Source organism: Cedecea lapagei (genome assembly GCF_900635955.1).
Taxonomy (GTDB): Bacteria; Pseudomonadota; Gammaproteobacteria; order Enterobacterales; family Enterobacteriaceae; genus Cedecea; species Cedecea lapagei.
In genome coordinates this window covers 3,007,814-3,026,010 of the sequence record NZ_LR134201.1, presented here as the reverse complement: position 1 = coordinate 3,026,010, position 18,197 = coordinate 3,007,814, and the positions used below count along the sequence as shown (strand labels likewise).

Here is an 18,197-nt window from a genome sequence, read left to right as displayed (position 1 = left end):
AATAGCGCCCCGGTCTGCACACCGGGAATCCAGGAGAGTTCATGTACTACCCCTTCGTTCGTAAAGCCCTTTTCCAGCTCGATCCTGAGCGCGCTCATGAGTTAACTTTTCAGCAACTACGCTTTGTCACCGGTACGCCGCTTGAGTGGCTGGTTCGCCAGGACGTGCCGTCAAAACCGGTGACCTGCATGGGGTTAACGTTCAAGAATCCGCTGGGCTTAGCCGCCGGCCTGGATAAAAACGGCGAATGTATTGATGCCTTCGGGGCGATGGGCTTCGGTTCTATTGAGATTGGTACGGTGACGCCTCGCCCGCAGCCGGGGAACGATAAACCGCGGATCTTCCGTCTGGTGGAGGCCGAAGGGCTTATTAACCGAATGGGTTTTAATAATCTCGGGGTAGACAACCTGGTCGAAAATGTAAAAAAAGCGCATTTCGACGGCGTGCTCGGGATTAATATCGGCAAGAATAAAGACACCCCCGTTGAGCAGGGTAAAGATGATTATCTGGTCTGTATGGATAAAATTTATCCGTATGCTGGCTATATTGCGATCAATATCTCATCGCCGAATACGCCAGGGCTGCGTACGCTGCAATATGGCGAAGCGCTGGACGATCTTTTAAGCGCCATTAAAAATAAGCAACAGGCGCTGCAAGAGATCCATCATAAATATGTTCCCGTGGCGGTGAAGATCGCGCCGGATCTTTCTGAAGAAGAATTGATCCAGGTGGCGGACAGCTTAGTTCGCCATAATATCGATGGGGTCATCGCTACCAATACCACTTTAGATCGCAGCCTGGTCCAGGGAATGAAGCACTGCGATGAAACCGGTGGCTTAAGCGGCCGACCGGTGCAGTTAAAAAGCACCGAAATTATTCGTCGCCTGTCGCAGGAATTAAATGGCCGGTTACCGATTATCGGCGTCGGCGGTATTGATTCGGTGATCGCTGCTCGCGAGAAGATGGCGGCGGGAGCCTCACTGGTTCAAATATACTCAGGTTTCATTTTTAAAGGCCCGCCGTTGATTAAAGAGATCGTTACCCACCTCTGATCATTTACTCTTTGCAAACATCCAGGGCTTTATTTTCGGCCCTGGTTGTTTTATATTCCGCTACTGTTGCTTATTTAAACATATTGGTCTTTTATTAATATGGTGAAAATCTGAGTGGCAATTCAGCAGCGGGATAAATGAAGGGTAAGCATTATGCGAATAAAACCGGACGATAACTGGCGTTGGTATTTCGACGAAGAGCACGATCGCATGATGCTCGATCTGGCCAATGGCATGCTGTTCCGTTCGCGCTTTCCTCGAAAAATGCTGACACCGGATGCCTTTGAAAACACAGGTTTTTGTGTTGATGACGCGGCGCTCTATTTCTCCTTTGAAGAAAAGTGCCGTGATTTGCCGTTGGCCAAAGAGCAGCGCGCCGAGCTGGTGCTTAACGCGCTGGTGGCGATTCGTTTCCTCAAACCTCAAATGCCGAAAAGCTGGCATTTTGTCTCGCACGGCGACTGCTGGCAGCCTGCAGCAGGGGAGGGAGCCTGCGTGTGGTTAAGTGAAAACATGCAGCAGGTGAACCTGCTGGTGGTAGAAACCGGCGACAATGCCGCGCTTTGCCTGCTTGCGCAGCAGGGGTTGACGCTGGCCGGTCGTACCATGCAGCTGGGCGATGCCATTAAAGTCATGAATGACCGGCTGAAGCCGCAGCCTTTAAGCAGCGGTCTCAGCCTCGATCAGGCCGTTTAACGCAGCGCGAGGGTAACATTTCCGGCGGGAACGCAGCTGCAGCTTAAAATGGTGCCATCGGCGCCGATTGCCCCTTTCTTTAACGCCTTCACTTCTCCCTCCAGCAAACGAATTCGACAGCTTCCGCAAATGCCGGCACGGCAAGAGTAGGGAACCCGAATCCCTTTACCTTCCAGCTGCTCCAGAAGAATTTGCTGATTATTACCCCGGAACGTTGTGCCTTCCCAGTCGATATTGACCCTGCTTTCAGGCTGGCTCTCTGGTTCAAGGCTTTCGACCACTTCTCCCGGGCCATAAACATTCGCCGGTTTGTGGGCGAGCACTTCCAGCTCATCACCGACGCGGATAATGCCGCTGTTACGGGCAATTAAATTCTGACCAAAATCCACTGCACCGCTGTTATCCTGCGCGGTGCGGAAGCCCTGCAGCGTTTTTAACGGTTCACCGCTTGGGTGTTTCAGGCCACGCTCCGGGCTTACGGTGGTGAAAATGCAGCGGCTGCAAGGTTTGGCGACATCAAAGGTGACGCCGCCGATACGCACGACTTTCCAGGTATCTTCCGCCCACGCCGGCACGCCGGTGACCACCATATTGGGGCGAAACTGGGTCATTTTCACGCTGGCCGGGCAGCGGTTTTGCAGGTCGCGCAGCGAAGCTTCATTGGTCAGTAAATAAGGGAAGCCGTCGGCAAACGAGAGCGGGACTTCTTCGTGACGCTTCACCCGGCGGGTAGGCTGCTCGCCAACCCAGCGAAGCTGCACCGGGCGAGAGAAGAAACCGCTGAGCCAGCGGTTAATCTCGTCGGGGGCGATAAAAGCGGTAAAGTGCGAGCCCCAAACTTCCGTTGGCTCCGGAGTGGCGGCAAAATCAGCAAAACGAATGCTGGCCGAGCTGCCGTCCGGGGCAGATAAATGAAGGCCGTCATGCAGAAACGCCGGGGTAAACAACACCATCTGTGGATGCTGGCGGGCGGTAATAAAGGTGCCATCCAGTTCGGTAATCATAAAGATGCGATCGAACGCTAAACCGCTGGTGGTTGCCTGCGCGTGGGAGAGCGCCAAACCGCGCATGGATTTAACCGGGTGAATAAAGAGATGGGACAAAGTAATCACGGCGCCCTCCGTGGGAAATAAATTAAGAGGGCAACTTTATGACATGCGTTGCGGATTAGCTATAATGCGCCACAATTTTCTTTTTACCTGATAAGTGACGATATGAATTCTCTGTTTGCCAGTACGGCGCGTGGGCTTGAAGAGCTGTTAAAAACTGAACTAGAAAAGCTGGGAGCCCAGAGCTGCCAGGTGGTTCAGGGCGGCGTACATTTCCAGGGGGATACTCGTCTACTCTATCAAAGCCTGATGTGGAGCCGCCTGGCTTCGCGTATTTTGCTGCCGCTCAGCGAATGCAAAGTTTACAGCGATCTCGATCTGTACCTCGGCGTTATGGCTATCGACTGGCCGGCGCTGTTCGGACCGGGCGCAACGTTTGCCGTGCACTTCAGCGGCCTGAACGAAACCATTCGCAACAGCCAGTACGGCGCCCTGAAGGTGAAGGATGCGATCGTCGACTCCTTTACCCGCAAGAATCTGCCGCGCCCGGATGTCGATCGCGAGCAGCCTGACCTGCGTATTAACGTCTGGCTTAATAAAGATACCGCCAGCATCGCGCTGGATCTCAGCGGTGAAGGTCTGCATCAGCGCGGTTACCGCGATGCCACCGGTGCCGCGCCAATTAAAGAAACGCTGGCGGCGGCAATCGTGATGCGCTCCGGCTGGCAGCACGGCACGCCGCTGCTGGATCCGATGTGCGGGTCCGGTACGCTGCTGATCGAAGGAGCGATGATCGCCACAGATCGTGCGCCGGGCCTGCATCGTAAGCATTGGGGCTTCCTGAACTGGGCAAAGCATGATGCTGACGTCTGGAAAGAGGTGGTGACCGAAGCTCAGGTTCGCGCTCGCCGTGGCCTGAGCGAATACCCGTCTCGCTTCTTTGGTTCTGATAACGATAGCCGCGTCATTGAGCGCGCTCGCGCTAACGCCCGTCGTGCAGGCCTCGCTGACATCATTTCTTTTGAAGTGAAGGATGTTGCTAAGCTGACTAACCCGCTGCCGGAAGGCCCCGCAGGTACGGTTATCAGTAACCCGCCTTACGGCGAGCGTCTGGAAAGCGAACCTGCATTGATTGCCCTGCACAGCCTGCTGGGACGTCATCTGAAAAACCAGTTCGGCGGCTGGAACCTGTCGCTGTTCAGCGCCTCTCCTGAGCTGCTGAGCTGCCTGCAGCTGCGCGCCGATCGCCAGTTTAAAGCCAAAAATGGTCCTCTGGATTGCGTACAGAAAAACTATCAGCTGGCGGCTAACCCGGCCGGCGTTGCTGTGGCCAGCGGCCAGATTGCCGAAGACTACGCCAACCGCCTGCGTAAAAACGTCAAAAAGCTTGATAAGTGGGCGCGCCAGGAGGGGATTGAGTGCTACCGCCTCTACGACGGCGACCTGCCGGACTACAACGTGGCGGTCGATCGCTACGGCGAGTGGGTGGTGGTGCAGGAATATGCGCCGCCGAAAACTATCGATCCGAACAAAGCCCGTCAGCGCCTGTTTGACGTCATAGCAGCAACGCTTGCGGTGCTTGAGCTGCCAACCAACAAGCTGGTGTTAAAAACACGCGAACGCCAGAAAGGGAAAAATCAGTACCAGAAGATGGGCGAAAAGGGCGACTTCATGGAGGTGAGTGAGTACGATGCTCGCCTGTGGGTTAATCTCACCGATTATCTGGATACCGGCCTGTTCCTCGACCACCGTATCGCCCGTCGAATGCTGGGCCAGATGAGCAAAGGTAAAGACTTCCTGAACCTGTTCTCCTATACCGGCAGCGCAACGGTACACGCGGGGCTCGGCGGCGCGAAAAGCACCACCACGGTGGATATGTCTCGTACCTATCTTGAGTGGGCCGAGCGTAACCTGCGCCTGAACGGCTTGACCGGCCGCGCACATCGCCTGGTCCAGGCCGATTGTCTTGGCTGGCTGCGCGACAGCGATGAACAGTTCGATCTGATCTTTATTGACCCGCCGACGTTCTCTAACTCCAAGCGTATGGAGGATTCTTTCGACGTGCAGCGTGACCATATTGCGCTGATGAAGGATCTCAAGCGCCTGCTACGTCACGGCGGTACCATTATGTTCTCCAACAATAAACGTGGCTTCAAAATGGACTTCGCCGGCCTGGCGGAGCTTGGCCTGGTTGCACAGGAAATCACACAAAAAACGCAGTCGCAGGACTTTGCGCGCAACCGCCAGATCCATAACTGCTGGTTAGTCACTCACGAATCCCGGGATTAATAGTCATGTCATTAATTAGTATGCACGGTGCCTGGCTGTCGTTTAGCGACGCGCCGCTGTTAGATAACACCGAATTACACATCGAAGAAAACGAACGCGTCTGTCTGGTTGGCCGCAACGGCGCGGGCAAGTCCACGCTGATGAAGATCCTTAACCGTGAAATCCCGCTGGACGATGGCCGCATGGTTTACGAGCAGGATCTGATCGTCGCACGTTTGCAGCAGGATCCGCCGCGTAACGTTGCGGGCACGGTGTATGACTTTGTGGCTGAAGGCGTGGAAGAGCAGGCTGAGTACCTGAAGGCTTATCACGATATCTCCCATAAAGTGATGACCGATCCGAGCGACAAAAATCTCAACGAGATGGCGCGCATTCAGGAGATCCTCGATCACCAGGGCCTGTGGCAGCTGGACAGCCGCATTAATGAAGTGCTTGAGCAGCTTGGCCTGGAAGCTGATACCGAGCTGTCCGCGCTTTCCGGCGGCTGGCTGCGTAAAGCGGCGCTGGGCCGCGCGCTGGTCAGTTCCCCGCGCGTGCTGCTGCTTGACGAACCAACCAACCACCTCGATATCGAAACTATCGACTGGCTGGAGGGGTTCCTGAAAGAGTTTCAGGGCAGCATTATCTTTATCTCCCACGACCGTTCCTTTATCCGCAACATGGCTACCCGTATTGTGGATCTGGACCGCGGTAAGCTGGTCTCTTACCCAGGCGACTACGATCAGTATCTGCTGGCAAAAGAAGAGGCCCTTCGCGTGGAAGAGCTGCAGAACGCCGAGTTTGACCGCAAGCTGGCACAGGAAGAAGTGTGGATCCGTCAGGGCATTAAAGCTCGCCGTACCCGTAACGAGGGCCGTGTTCGTGCGCTGAAAGCGATGCGTCGCGAGCGCGGTGAACGCCGTGAGGTGATGGGCAGCGCGAAGATGCAGGTGGAAGAGGCAAGCCGCTCTGGCAAGATTGTCTTCGAGATGGAAGAGGTTAACTACCAGGTTGCAGGCAAAACGCTGGTGCGCGATTTCTCCGCTCAGGTTCAGCGTGGCGATAAAATTGCGCTGGTGGGGGCAAACGGCTGCGGTAAAACTACGCTGCTTAAGCTGATGCTGAGCCAGCTTCAGGCCGACAGCGGCCGCGTGCACTGCGGCACCAAGCTGGAAGTGGCCTATTTCGACCAGCACCGCGCCGAGCTGGATCCTGACCGCACGGTGATGGATAACCTGGCGGAAGGTAAGCAGGAAGTGATGGTGAACGGCAAGCCACGCCACGTGCTGGGCTACCTGCAGGACTTCCTGTTCCACCCAAAACGAGCCATGACTCCGGTGCGCGCGCTCTCCGGTGGGGAAAGAAACCGCCTGCTGCTGGCCCGTTTGTTCTTAAAACCCAGCAACCTGCTGATTCTCGATGAACCTACAAACGATCTGGACGTCGAAACGCTGGAGCTGCTGGAAGAGCTGATTGATGGCTATCAGGGCACCGTAATGCTGGTAAGCCACGACCGTCAGTTTGTGGATAACACCGTCACCGAATGCTGGATCTTCGAAGGCCAGGGTAAAATCGGTCGCTATGTCGGCGGCTACCACGACGCTAAAGGCCAGCAGGGTTCAGCCCAGCCTCTGCGTCAGGCTGCGGCGGTGAAAACCGAGAAGGTCGAAGCGCAAAAAGCAGAACCTGTTAAACGTGCTAATAGCAAACTAAGCTATAACCTGCAGCGCGAACTGGAGCAACTGCCTCAGCGACTTGAGCAGCTGGAAGCCGATTTGGGCGTGCTGCAGGCCAAAGTCGCCGATGCGGATTTCTTTAACCAGCCGCACGATACGACCCAGAAAGTCCTCGCGGAGATGTCCGCTGCGGAGCTGGCCCTGGAAGAGGCCTTCGAACGTTGGGAATATCTCGAAGCGCTGAAAAACGGCTCGTAATCTAAGGAGAGTTACGATGTGTGCCACACACCACCATCGCTCGCATATTCTGTGTCGACAATGTGATTTGCTGGTGGCGCTGCCGGAGCTGCAGGATGGCCATAAAGCCTCCTGCCCGCGCTGTGGCACACCTCTGGTCACGCAGTGGTATTTACCGCGCCAGCGGCCTACGGCCTACGCTCTGGCCGGGCTGTTTATGCTGCTGCTGGCCAACCTGTTTCCTTTTATCAACATGAAGGTGGCCGGGATCAGCAGCGAAGTGACGCTGATGGAAATACCCGGCGTGATGTTTTCTGAAGACTACGCCAGCCTCGGTACCTTCTTCCTGCTCTTTGTTCAGGCAGTTCCGGCTTTTTGCCTGCTCACCATTCTGCTGTTAGTCAACCAGGTAAAAATGCCTTTTGGGCTTAAGCGCTGGCTGGCGCGAATTTTGTTCCAGCTAAAAAGCTGGGGGATGGCGGAGATCTTTCTGGCCGGCGTGCTGGTCAGCTTCGTTAAGCTTATGGCCTATGGTGATATTGGCGTCGGGAGCAGTTTCATTCCCTGGTGCCTGTTTTGCATTTTGCAGCTTCGGGCATTTCAGTGCGTGGATCGCCGCTGGCTGTGGGATGATATCGCGCCAATGCCTGAGGTACATAAGCCGTTAAAGGTGGGCGTTTCGGGCATCAAGCAGGGGCTGCGTTCCTGCCCCTGCTGTACGGCGATTGTTGACGCTGATACGCTGGTCTGCCCGCGCTGTGGCACGCACGGGCACGTACGCCGCAGGCACAGTTTGCAGTGGACGCTGGCGCTGCTGGTCACCTCTATCATGCTCTATCTGCCGGCAAATATTCTGCCGATCATGGTCACCGAAATGCTGGGCAGCAAATATCCCTCGACGATTTTAGCCGGGGTGATCCTGCTGTGGAGTGAGGGATCGTACCCTGTTGCGATGGTTATTTTTATCGCCAGTATTATGGTGCCAACGCTAAAAATGATTGCCATTGCCTGGCTGTGCTGGGATGCAAAAGGGCACGGCAAGCGTGACAGCGAGCGTATGCACCTGATTTATGAGGTCGTCGAGTTCGTTGGCCGCTGGTCAATGATTGACGTATTTGTTATTGCCGTTCTCTCTGCGCTGGTGCGCATGGGCGGGTTGATGAATATCTATCCGGCCCTGGGGGCGTTAATGTTTGCTTTTGTGGTTATTTTGACAATGTTTGCCGCGATGACCTTTGACCCTCGCTTGTCCTGGGATCGAGCAGACGATGTAACTGACGAGGAGTCTTCCGAGCATGGAAAATAAGAGCGGCGAGGCGAAAGTACAGAAGGTAAAAAACTGGTCGCCGGTTTGGATCTTTCCCATCGTAACGGCGCTAATTGGCGCCTGGATCCTGTTTTACCACTACAGCCATCAGGGTCCGGAAGTGACGCTGATCACCGCCAATGCAGAAGGGATTGAGGGCGGGAAAACCACCATTAAGAGCCGCAGCGTGGACGTCGGCGTCGTTGAAAGCGCACAGCTGACCGACGACCTGCACCACGTGGAAATTAAGGCGCGCCTTAATGCCGGTATGGAAAAACTGCTGCATAAAGACTCGGTCTTTTGGGTGGTAAAACCGCAGGTGGGACGAGAGGGCATTTCGGGGCTTGGGACGCTGCTTTCCGGCGCCTATATCGAACTGCAGCCGGGTACGAAAGGCCAGCAGCCAGATAACTATGCTCTATTGGATGCACCACCGCTGGCACCACCTGATGCAAAAGGTATACGCATCACGCTCGACAGTAAAAAAGCCGGTCAGCTAACGCCGGGGGACCCTGTGCTGTTCCGCGGTTATCGCGTAGGGTCGGTGGAGACCAGCACCTTCGATACCAACAAGCGGGCTATCAGCTATCAGCTGTTTATCGCCGCTCCTAACGACAAGCTCATCACCAGCAACGTCCGCTTCTGGAAAGACAGCGGCATCGCCGTTGATATGTCTTCGCAGGGGATGCGCGTTGAAATGGGCTCGCTGACCACGCTGTTTAGCGGCGGCGTGAGCTTTGACGTGCCCGACGGCTGGGAGTGGGGCAAGCAGGTTGAGTCTGGCACTGACTTCCAGCTGTTTGACGATCAGAAAAGCATCCAGGATTCGCTGTTTACCGATCATATCGACTACCTGATGTTCTTCAAAGATTCTATTCGCGGCCTGCAGCCTGGCGCGCCGGTAGAGTTCCGGGGGATTCGTTTGGGAACCGTGGCTCAGGTGCCATTCTTTGACGAGGGTATGCGCCAGAAGCTGAACGATGATTTCCGTATTCCGGTGCTGATCCGCATTGAGCCAGAACGCCTGAAAAATATGGTGGGGAACGAGGCGGATATTCCCGCCAACCTGAAGGCATTAATTCAGCGCGGCCTGCGCGCTTCGATGAAAACGGGCAATCTGCTTACCGGGGCGCTGTATATCGATCTCGATTTTTATCCGAATGAGAAAGCGGTGACGGAAATTCCGAGCATCAGCGGTTATCCGGTGATCCCAACGATGAGCGGCGGACTGGCGCAGATTCAGCAAAAACTGCTGGAAACGTTAAATAAGATCAATAACCTGCCGATCAATCCGATGCTGGAACAGGCGACGAGTACGCTGGGTGAAAGTCAGAAAACCATGCGTCACCTGCAGCAGACGCTGGATAACCTGAACAAGATCACCGCCAGCCAGTCAATGCAGCAGCTGCCGGAAGATATGCAGAAAACGCTTCGCGAACTGAACCGCAGCATGCAGGGCTTCCAGCCGGGCTCCGCAGCGTACAACAAGATGGTGGCGGATATGCAGCGCCTTGACCAGGTGCTGCGCGAGCTGCAGCCGGTATTGCGTACGCTAAACGACAAGAGCAATTCGCTGATATTTGAAGCGAAGGATAAAAAGGATCCGCAGCCGAAGAGGGCACAACCATGAAAAAGTGGCTCACGCTAGCCGCCGTATTGACGCTGTCCGCCTGTAGCGGCAGCGATAACGGCAAGACGTATTACCAGCTGCCGCAGACCTCACAGCCTGTCATGCAGGCCGTGAGCCAGCCGGGAAGCCACTTGCTGTGGGTGGATCAGGTGACCGTGCCCGATTTCCTGGCGGGTACCGGGGTGGTTTACCAGACTACCGACGTTCAGTACGTCATCGCGACCAGCAATCTGTGGGCCAGCCCGCTGGATCAGCAGCTGCGCAATACGCTGGTCAGCAATCTCAGCAGTGCGCTGCCGGGCTGGGTGGTAGCTTCCCAGCCTTTGGGTAACGATCAGGCGGCGCTGAGTGTGAACGTGACCGGCTTCCACGGTCGCTACGACGGCAAGGTGATTGTCAGCGGAGAGTGGCTGCTCAAGCGTCAGGGCGAGATTATCAAGCGTCCGTTCCACATCGAGCTGAAGCAGCAGGATGATGGCTACGATGCGATGGTGAAAACCTTGGCTCAGGGCTGGCAGCAGGAGGCTAAGAGTATGGCTTCGGAGCTCACACGCCTTAATTAATAGGTAAAATGAATGGTACAAAAAAGCTGCGATTCTCACCTTCGGGTGGTCGCAGCTTTTCTTTTTTTGTGAATCAGTTAGCGGCCAGAACGCTTCGGTTTTAGCCGAAAAGATAACCAGAATAGCCCATGAATGTGACATTGGCGTGAATTTTGCGCATTGACGATCGCCTCATTTCGCGTTATTCGTTTATCCGTGGTTGCGTATTTTGTAATCACTGTTTTCTTTTCCACCAGACAATGTAATGAGGGAAACGAGGCATGAAGAGACAAAAACGAGATCGCCTGGAACGGGCACATCAACGTGGTTATCAAGCAGGTATTGCCGGACGCTCGAAAGAGATTTGTCCCTATCAGACTCTGAATCAGAGGTCCTACTGGATGGGAGGCTGGCGAGAAGCCATGGAAGACAGGGCGATTACTGCGTAGTCACTGTCTCTTTAGAAAAAGAAACCTCCGCACCGTGGAGGTTTCGCCTTTTATAACGTTGGTAACAACAATCAGGGTTTAGGGAAAATCCAGACGTGCTGTTCCGGCAGCTGCAGATGATGGGGTTGAGCGTCGCGCATTTCATTGCCGTAGGCGCGGATGACAAAATCATCCCCTGCGGTACGGAATAAATACTCCCAGCGGTCACCCAGATACATGCTGGTCAACAGCGGCAGCGTCATGCCATTTTCTCCTGGCCGATCGTCAATCCGTACTCGCTCAACGCGAATCACCGCCGTACCTTCCTGTCCGGCGACTACGCCAGCCCCGGCTTTTCCCCAGAGCGCCCAGTCGCTACCTTCAATACGGGCTCTTCCGTCGCGAACCTCGGTCACTTTGCCGTTCAGGCGGTTATTGCTGCCCATAAACTCGGCGGTAAAAAGCGTTTGCGGCGAGCCATACATCTCCTGCGGCGTGCCCTGTTGCTCTATTTTGCCATTATTCAGCAGCAGAATACGGTCGGAAATCGCCATCGCTTCATTTTGGTCGTGGGTCACCATCAGCGCCGACAGCCCGAGCTTGATAATCAGTTCTCGCAGGAAAACGCGGGCCTCTTCGCGCAGCTTTGCATCCAGGTTGGAAAGCGGCTCATCGAGCAAAATTACGGGAGGGTTATAGACCAGCGCACGGCCTATGGCCACGCGCTGCTGCTGTCCGCCGGATAGCTGATAAGGATGACGCTTTCCGAGATGCCCGAGGCCCAGCTGATCCAGAACCGCCTGTACACGCTGGTTGATCTCCGCCGTCGCCACCTTACGCAGCTTTAGCGGATAGGCGACGTTTTCAAAGACGGTTTTGTGGGGCCACAGGGCATAAGACTGAAATACCAGGCCCAGGTTACGCTCTTCCGCCGGGATCTCTTTACGCGATGCGCCGTCGTAAACGTTATTTTTCCCGATGACAATGGTGCCCTGAGTGGGTTTTTCCAGCCCGGCGACGGCACGCAGCAGCGTGGTTTTGCCGCTGCCGGAGGGGCCGAGCAGCGAGACAACCTCGCCGCGCCTGAGATCCATGGAAACGCCTTTCAGCACCGGGTTGTCGCCGTAGGTTAAGTGTAGGTTCTCGACCGATAACTCAATCATGTAATTTCACTCCAAAACGAAGGGCAATGCCGAGCCCTAACACCACAAACAGGATATTGATAAACGAAAGCGCGGCGACAATATCGATAGCGCCTGCGGCCCACAGCGAAACCAGCATTGAGCCGATGGTCTCTGTGCCTGGCGAAAGCAGGTAGACGCCGGTGGAATATTCACGCTCAAAAATCAGAAACATCAGCAGCCAGGATCCAATCAGGCCATAGCGCGACAGCGGTATGGTGACGTGGCGGGTAATTTGCCCTCGGCTCGCTCCGGTGCTGCGGGCAGCCTCTTCCAGCTCCGGACCAACCTGCAGAAGGGTGGAGGAGATAAGTCGCAGGCCATAGGCCATCCAGACGACGGTATAGGCCAGCCAGACGCTGAATATTGTGCTGCGCAGCGAGCGTAACCAGACTATGAGGTTATCCCGCAGCCACTGGGACCACGGCATGCCGGAAAGCCAGCCGGATTTCAGCGCGTTATCCAGCCACATTGGCAGGAATAAGAACACCCACAGGAAGGCCAGACCGGCCAGCAGGCCCGGTACGGCGCGGGGAACCAGCACGCTGTAGTCCAGGAAGCGGGTGACGTTATCCGGCTTTCTGTGCATGGCGATGCCGATAAACAGATAGCAGACCACCGCCAGCGCACCGCCGATAACCCCAATCGCCATGGAGTTGACGATGGCTCGCAGCAGGTTTGGCTGTTCCCAGATGGTGCGGAAGGTGTTCAGCGAAAGTTCATCCCACAGCGAGACGCCAACGCCCCAGTTAGAAATAAAGGAACGCAGGACGACGCCAATCAGCGGCACGCCGATGGTAACGGTCAGCCAGAAAGCGACCACTGCGCCGGCGACCCAGCGCCATTTTCCAAGCGGCAGTGCTCTTGCCTGGGAAGCTTTGCCTTTGACGGTCACAAATCTGTTTGCGGTGCGCATCAGTCGGCGCTGCAGCATCACCAGCGGAATAGTGATACAAATCAGCACCACGGCAACGGCGGCCATCAGGTGGTAAGAAGGCGTCCCGAGCTTGTTGGTTAGCTTGTAGAGGTAAGTCGCCAGCACCATGTTGCCTTCCGGATCGCCCAGCACGAGCATCAGGCCGAACACTTCCAGGCCAAGGAAGAACAGCAGCACGGTGGCGTAAAGCATTGCCGGGCGCACCATCGGCAGACTGACGGCGGTCATGACCTGAAGCGGCGTTGCGCCTGCGGTGCGTGCTGCCTCTTCGACATCAGAGCCTACGCTGCGCAGCGCCGAGGAAATATAGAGATAAGCATGAGGAACGTGCGTCAGGCCGGCAATGACCACGATGCTCGACATGTCGTAGATATTCCACGGCACGAAGCCAAGCAGCGACTGAGCCCACAGAGAAAAGAAGCCGACCGGGCCTGCGGCGACGACATAGCCAAATCCCAGCACCATCGGCGAAACAAAAATGGGCACCAGAATCAGCGGCTCAATGATCCGCCTGCCGGGCAGATCGGTTCGCACCATCAGGAAAGCCAGGATACCGCCGAGCGGAATGGCGATAACCACCAGCCCAAAGGCCAGAATAAAGCCGCTCTTCAGGGCCAGGTAAAAATCGGAGTCGGTGAAGATAAACTCAAATGATTCGAGGCTCCACTCTTTCGACGGCGAAAAAAACGGGGCCGAAAGGAAGCTTTGTATAACGATAAACGACAGTGGAACGTAGATAACCAGCGCAGTTATCAGCACCACGATGCCGCGCGGCAGGCTCTGCCACTTTCTGCGTAATGCATCCATGTAACGATCCCTCAGGTCAGTAAGCCTGAATAGCCTAATGTGTTCGGGTTAAGCGAGGCGTAGCCGGAGGGCACGCCTCATCAGAGGATTATTTTGCTGCGGCTTCGCGCCACTGCTTGATGTAGTCCAGGCGCTTTTTCTGCTGCAGGTATTCCAGCAGGGTTTCATCAACCGGGATGGGTTTTAGCGCGCTGCCAAGTTTTTTGGTCATGCCGTCGATGTCGTTGTCGCCGTCGATATCATTGCGGATGGACGGAATATCAGCCTTGTTTGCGAGAATGTTTTGCCCTTTCTCAGACAGCACGTAGTCAATCCACAGCTTAGCGGCGTTGCTGTTTTTGGCTTCACTGCTGATAAAGGATACGCGCGACAGCACCAGGGTATAGTCCTTCGGATAAGCGATGCCGAGAGAGGTATCGGTTTTAGCGCGTGCTTCGGCGTAAGAGCCCAGGATGTTGAAGCCAATCAGGTTTTCCCCTGAGGAGACACGCTCCATCATCGTCCCGGTTGAGGACTGAACAGAAAGACCACCTTTGGCCACATCGGCCAGGGTTTTAAAGTAATTCGGATCGGCTTTGTGATCCTGTACGGACAACATAAATCCGAGGCCGGATTTTTCGATATCGTAGGTGGTGACCTTTTTACTGAATTTATCCGGCTGGCTGGCGATAAGCTTCGCCAGCGCCTCATGGCTTTCAGGGACTTCGTTTGCCGGGATCAGACGTTTGTTGTAGATAAAAATAACCGGCTCGTAGGTGGTGCCGTAAGCCTTGTCTTTCCAGACCGCCCACTTTGGCAGCTGGCCCTGCTCGGGGGATTTGTACTCCTGAGCGTAGTCGGTGGCGAGCTTCAGCGCAGTATCCATTGAAGAGCTCCAGACTACATCACCGCTGGTCCCCCCTGCGGCCTGCTCGCTGATATAACGGTTGTACAGCTCGGTGCTGTTCATGTCGTTATATTCCACTTTGATGCCGGGGTAAGCGGCCTCAAAGCCCTGAATGAGCGGCGCGGCAGTTTTGGTGTCGGTGGTGGAGTAGAGCACCACTTTGCCCTCTTTGGTCGCGGCATCAATGATTTTCTGATAATCAGCCGGATAGCCCTCAGGCACGGCAGAAAATGCGGAGGTAGAGAGCAGTGCGGCAGAAGCAAGCAGAGAGATACGTAACTTATTCGACATTATTGTTAACCTCTAGTTACATTTGAGAAACTAAAAATCAACATAACCCATAACGTTTTTCAGGCAAGAGGGGGCGTTTTTTATCTTCACGATTTGTGATTTCGAACGTTGTTTAAGCAATTAACGCCATAAAAACCACGGCGAAAATAGCTGCATTTGCCTGCAGCGGAAAACAAAAAGGCACCCATTGCAAACAATGGATGCCTTAGCGTTAAAGCTTAACGAATTGGTATCAGAAAGCGGTAGTGTCTTTGAAAAGACCCACTTTCATGTCGGTGGCGGTGTAGATCACACGGCCATCAACCAGCACTTCGCCATCTGCCATGCCCATAATCAGGCGGCGGTTGATAACGCGCTTAAAGTGAATGCGGTAGGAAACTTTTTTCGCCGTTGGCAGGATTTGCCCGGCCAGTTTGACCTCGCCCACGCCCAGGGCACGGCCTTTGCCTTCACCGCCGAGCCAGCCCAGGTAGAAGCCAACCAGCTGCCACATGGCATCCAGACCCAGACAACCAGGCATCACCGGATCGCCAATGAAGTGGCAAGCAAAGAACCACAGGTCAGGGGTGATATCTAATTCTGCTTCAACGTAACCTTTATCGAAGTTACCGCCGTCTTCGGTCATTTTGACCACGCGGTCCATCATCAGCATAGGAGGCGCGGGTAACCGTGGCCCTTCAGCGCCAAACAGTTCGCCACGACCAGAGGCAAGAAGATCTTCTTTCGTATAGGATTCGCGTTTATCTACCATGTCTACAGTAAGCCTTTTTATAATGAAGCACGCAGGTTAGCTAACACGTGTACGCTCAACAAGTCCGATCAGTTGTGGTTGAACCAGTTGAGCCAGCGTAGCGGCCACGGATAGCGCTGACGAACATCCGGCGCCGAAGCCTGAGCAATACGCTCCTGCACCGCACGCATCAGGGTGTTTTGCCCTTCGCCATCCCACGGGAGATTGGTCAATAACGGCAGGGCATCAGCCACATCGTCAATGGCCCAAATCGAGAATTTATTTAGCTCTACGGCCTCCAGCACATCTTTATGCAGCGACAGGTGGCGCACGTTAGCCAGTGGGATAATCACGCCCTGAGCTCCGCTAAACTCGCGCTGCTGGCAAATGCGGAAGAAGCCTTCAATTTTTTCATTCAGTCCGCCAACGGGCTGAACGCGGCCAAACTGATCGACCGAGCCGGTTATCGCGATGTGCTGATAAATCGGGACATTGGCCAGGGCGCTTATCAGCGCACAAAGTTCGGCCATTGAGGCGCTGTCGCCGTCTACTTCGCTGTAGGACTGTTCAAAAGTGAGGGAGGCAGAGAACGGGATCTGCTGGTCAAGCTGCAGCTCGGCCATCAGAAATGCCTGCATGATCATCATCCCTTTGGCATGAATATTCCCGCCAAGTTCAGCCTTACGCTCTACGTCGGTAAATTCACCGTCGCCGACGTGAACCACGCAGCTAATACGGGAAGGTTCACCAAACGCACGCGGGTGTCCGGGGAACTCAATGACCGACAGGGCGTTAATCTGGCCGATCATTTCGCCTTCGGTTTCAATGAGAATCTGTTCAAGCAGAATTTCATCCTGCATGCGCTCGGCCAGGAAACCTTCACGCCATTCACGCTGTTCCAGCATCTGCTGGAGCTGCTCCCCGCTGAAGGTACTCTCTTCGGTAAAGGGGGCTACCTCACGCAGCTGGCGTGAAATCCACGGTGGGCAAAGCGGCAATGTTTCCTGGTCGCCCGTGTAGCGTACCGCTTCACGAATCAGCGGCTGCCAGGCATCGGCAGCAGGGGCTGGAAGTGACTTCTTCTCGGCAATGGCGTAGATCCACTGGCACCAAAGCGCCATCTCATCTGCGGAAGCGATTTGCAGATTGTCTTCGAATTCACTGTAGATAGCGGCAGAGGAGAGGTCCATCTCCATTTCCTGGAAATCAGCCAACGCCTCGCGCTCGCCAACCAGAATCAGCTTGAAGTCGAGCTGCAAAGAAGGAATTTTTATCGGCAGAGGGCGGGTTTCGTCCGGTGAAATCCAGTCAAAACGGCCCTGAATCATCATCTGCTTAAGGCGCAGCCACAGCAGAGGCTGAGCCAGAACGCTGCGAAGAGAGAGAACCAACACCCCACCGTTCGCACGGTGAATCAGTCCGGGCTCAAGGGTTACCTCGCCGGCAAACTGGCGCACGCAGCCGAACAGCTGCTCGGCTTCAACCCAGTCGGCAGCAATAACTTCTCCGCTGGAGGCGAAGTTGTCGTCGGCGTTTTCCGCAGGACGAAGCGTAACCAGACGCCCTTCAATGAGGTAATGTCCGCCGGTGAGCACTTCGGCTTCACCGCGCGTTTCTTCAACGGCCGCTGCGATAAGATCAAGATATTCTTGCTCTTCTGGCGCTTTTACCAGCATCAGATCGACAGAAGAGACGGAGAGGTTGAGTTGCTCAATCCCGTAAAGTAAACGAGGTTGAACCGCAGAAAGAGGAACAGAGTCGGTATCATAAGGCTGTGCAAAAATTTCCTGATAGCTTTCGGTATCAGGTACAAGAGCACGCCAGTCAAGTCGATTAGTCGTCAAAGTCGCTATATTTTTTAATGGGATGTCAAAGGCGCGATTATACAAGAATCGTACGGGCAGCACACGGATAAAGCAGTATCGCTGTTGTATCCCCCTCACAGCTTTGATTTTCAGTTCAGCGAATGGCGGAAAAACTGTTATTCTGAACTAAGTTACGCGGTCACACTGAGATCACAATGAAATATCAACAGTTGGAAAATCTCGAGAGCGGCTGGAAGTGGAAGTATCTGGTGAAGAAGCATCGCGAAGGAGAGTTAATCACGCGATACCTCGAAGCCAGTGCAGCACAAGAGGCCGTGGAACAGCTCCTGACGCTGGAAAATGTTCCCGTTTTGGTTCAGAGCTGGATTGAGCAGCATATGAATCCGGCGCTGCATAACCGCATGAAGCAAACTATCCGGGCACGGCGTAAAAGACATTTTAACGCTGAGCATCAGCATACCCGCAAGAAATCTATCGATCTTGAATACCTTGTCTGGCAGCGATTAGCCGGGCTTGCGCAGCGCCGGGGCATCACGCTTTCAGAAACCGTGGTTCAGCTGATTGAAGATGCGGAGCGGAAAGAGAAGGTGGAAAACAGGATGTCAACGCTCAAGCAGGATCTGCAGGCGATGCTGGGTAAAAAGTGACGTAACGC

Annotated in this window: 15 protein-coding genes; 9 read left to right on the top strand and 6 right to left on the bottom strand. The window is 54.9% G+C overall.

What is annotated here, in order from left to right:
- Positions 1–41: 41 nt before the first annotated feature.
- Positions 42–1,052 carry a quinone-dependent dihydroorotate dehydrogenase gene (pyrD, locus tag EL098_RS14715; RefSeq protein ID WP_126356932.1) on the top strand — a complete coding sequence of 337 codons (1,011 nt, stop codon included), beginning with the start codon at positions 42–44 and terminating at the stop codon, positions 1,050–1,052.
- A gap of 153 nt (positions 1,053–1,205) precedes the next feature.
- On the top strand, positions 1,206–1,748 hold the full coding sequence (gene zapC / locus EL098_RS14710; protein ID WP_126356931.1) for a cell division protein ZapC: 543 nt from the start codon (positions 1,206–1,208) through the stop codon (positions 1,746–1,748).
- Here the strand turns inward: zapC and EL098_RS14705 are convergent.
- Positions 1,745–2,860 (bottom strand): YcbX family protein, encoded by a 1,116-nt coding sequence (locus EL098_RS14705; protein WP_126356930.1) that lies wholly within the window; start codon positions 2,858–2,860, stop codon positions 1,745–1,747. The genes zapC and EL098_RS14705 overlap by 4 nt on opposite strands.
- A gap of 102 nt (positions 2,861–2,962) precedes the next feature.
- On the opposite strand from EL098_RS14705, the gene rlmKL reads away from it, so the two are divergent.
- From rlmKL to rmf, 6 genes are all read left to right on the top strand, one after another.
- Complete coding sequence (rlmKL, locus tag EL098_RS14700; RefSeq protein WP_126356929.1) at positions 2,963–5,086, top strand: bifunctional 23S rRNA (guanine(2069)-N(7))-methyltransferase RlmK/23S rRNA (guanine(2445)-N(2))-methyltransferase RlmL; 2,124 nt, start codon at positions 2,963–2,965, stop codon at positions 5,084–5,086.
- Positions 5,087–5,091: 5 nt separating this feature from the next.
- Positions 5,092–6,999, top strand: a complete 1,908-nt coding sequence (locus EL098_RS14695; protein WP_126356928.1) for an ABC transporter ATP-binding protein — start codon at positions 5,092–5,094, stop codon at positions 6,997–6,999.
- 16 nt (positions 7,000–7,015) lie between these two features.
- Positions 7,016–8,284 (top strand): membrane integrity-associated transporter subunit PqiA, encoded by a 1,269-nt coding sequence (pqiA, locus tag EL098_RS14690; RefSeq protein ID WP_126356927.1) that lies wholly within the window; start codon positions 7,016–7,018, stop codon positions 8,282–8,284.
- Positions 8,274–9,914 (top strand): intermembrane transport protein PqiB, encoded by a 1,641-nt coding sequence (pqiB, locus tag EL098_RS14685; protein WP_126356926.1) that lies wholly within the window; start codon positions 8,274–8,276, stop codon positions 9,912–9,914. The genes pqiA and pqiB overlap by 11 nt, the downstream gene beginning before the upstream one ends.
- Positions 9,911–10,477, top strand: a complete 567-nt coding sequence (gene pqiC, locus EL098_RS14680) for a membrane integrity-associated transporter subunit PqiC (RefSeq protein WP_126356925.1) — start codon at positions 9,911–9,913, stop codon at positions 10,475–10,477. Before pqiB ends, pqiC begins: the two co-directional genes overlap by 4 nt.
- A 260-nt stretch (positions 10,478–10,737) precedes the next feature.
- Positions 10,738–10,905 (top strand): ribosome modulation factor, encoded by a 168-nt coding sequence (gene rmf, locus EL098_RS14675; RefSeq protein WP_126356924.1) that lies wholly within the window; start codon positions 10,738–10,740, stop codon positions 10,903–10,905.
- Positions 10,906–10,976: 71 nt separating this feature from the next.
- Here rmf and EL098_RS14670 read toward each other — a convergent pair whose 3' ends face one another.
- From EL098_RS14670 to EL098_RS14650, 5 genes are all read right to left on the bottom strand, one after another.
- On the bottom strand, positions 10,977–12,047 hold the full coding sequence (locus tag EL098_RS14670; RefSeq protein WP_126356923.1) for an ABC transporter ATP-binding protein: 1,071 nt from the start codon (positions 12,045–12,047) through the stop codon (positions 10,977–10,979).
- Complete coding sequence (locus EL098_RS14665; RefSeq protein ID WP_126356922.1) at positions 12,040–13,809, bottom strand: ABC transporter permease; 1,770 nt, start codon at positions 13,807–13,809, stop codon at positions 12,040–12,042. The genes EL098_RS14670 and EL098_RS14665 overlap by 8 nt, the downstream gene beginning before the upstream one ends.
- Before the next feature lie 88 nt (positions 13,810–13,897).
- Positions 13,898–14,986 (bottom strand): ABC transporter substrate-binding protein, encoded by a 1,089-nt coding sequence (locus tag EL098_RS14660; RefSeq protein ID WP_126356921.1) that lies wholly within the window; start codon positions 14,984–14,986, stop codon positions 13,898–13,900.
- Positions 14,987–15,218: 232 nt separating this feature from the next.
- Positions 15,219–15,737 carry a bifunctional 3-hydroxydecanoyl-ACP dehydratase/trans-2-decenoyl-ACP isomerase gene (gene fabA / locus EL098_RS14655; protein ID WP_016535664.1) on the bottom strand — a complete coding sequence of 173 codons (519 nt, stop codon included), beginning with the start codon at positions 15,735–15,737 and terminating at the stop codon, positions 15,219–15,221.
- Positions 15,738–15,805: 68 nt separating this feature from the next.
- Positions 15,806–17,560 carry an AAA family ATPase gene (locus tag EL098_RS14650; protein ID WP_126356920.1) on the bottom strand — a complete coding sequence of 585 codons (1,755 nt, stop codon included), beginning with the start codon at positions 17,558–17,560 and terminating at the stop codon, positions 15,806–15,808.
- A gap of 176 nt (positions 17,561–17,736) precedes the next feature.
- Here EL098_RS14650 and matP point away from each other — a divergent pair, with 176 nt between their 5' ends.
- Positions 17,737–18,189, top strand: coding sequence for a macrodomain Ter protein MatP (matP, locus tag EL098_RS14645; RefSeq protein WP_126356919.1), 453 nt, complete (start codon positions 17,737–17,739; stop codon positions 18,187–18,189).
- Positions 18,190–18,197 lie beyond the last annotated feature (8 nt).

Excerpts from the sequence above, each read along its gene's own strand:
- pyrD (WP_126356932.1), top strand. The coding sequence starts at position 42 with ATGTACTACCCCTTCGTTCGTAAAGCCCTTTTCCAGCTCGATCCTGAG.
- zapC (WP_126356931.1), top strand. The coding sequence starts at position 1,206 with ATGCGAATAAAACCGGACGATAACTGGCGTTGGTATTTCGACGAAGAG.
- rlmKL (WP_126356929.1), top strand. The coding sequence starts at position 2,963 with ATGAATTCTCTGTTTGCCAGTACGGCGCGTGGGCTTGAAGAGCTGTTA.
- EL098_RS14695 (WP_126356928.1), top strand. The coding sequence starts at position 5,092 with ATGTCATTAATTAGTATGCACGGTGCCTGGCTGTCGTTTAGCGACGCG.
- pqiA (WP_126356927.1), top strand. The coding sequence starts at position 7,016 with ATGTGTGCCACACACCACCATCGCTCGCATATTCTGTGTCGACAATGT.
- pqiB (WP_126356926.1), top strand. The coding sequence starts at position 8,274 with ATGGAAAATAAGAGCGGCGAGGCGAAAGTACAGAAGGTAAAAAACTGG.
- pqiC (WP_126356925.1), top strand. The coding sequence starts at position 9,911 with ATGAAAAAGTGGCTCACGCTAGCCGCCGTATTGACGCTGTCCGCCTGT.
- rmf (WP_126356924.1), top strand. The coding sequence starts at position 10,738 with ATGAAGAGACAAAAACGAGATCGCCTGGAACGGGCACATCAACGTGGT.
- EL098_RS14670 (WP_126356923.1), bottom strand. The coding sequence starts at position 12,047 with ATGATTGAGTTATCGGTCGAGAACCTACACTTAACCTACGGCGACAAC.
- EL098_RS14665 (WP_126356922.1), bottom strand. The coding sequence starts at position 13,809 with ATGGATGCATTACGCAGAAAGTGGCAGAGCCTGCCGCGCGGCATCGTG.
- EL098_RS14660 (WP_126356921.1), bottom strand. The coding sequence starts at position 14,986 with ATGTCGAATAAGTTACGTATCTCTCTGCTTGCTTCTGCCGCACTGCTC.
- fabA (WP_016535664.1), bottom strand. The coding sequence starts at position 15,737 with ATGGTAGATAAACGCGAATCCTATACGAAAGAAGATCTTCTTGCCTCT.
- matP (WP_126356919.1), top strand. The coding sequence starts at position 17,737 with ATGAAATATCAACAGTTGGAAAATCTCGAGAGCGGCTGGAAGTGGAAG.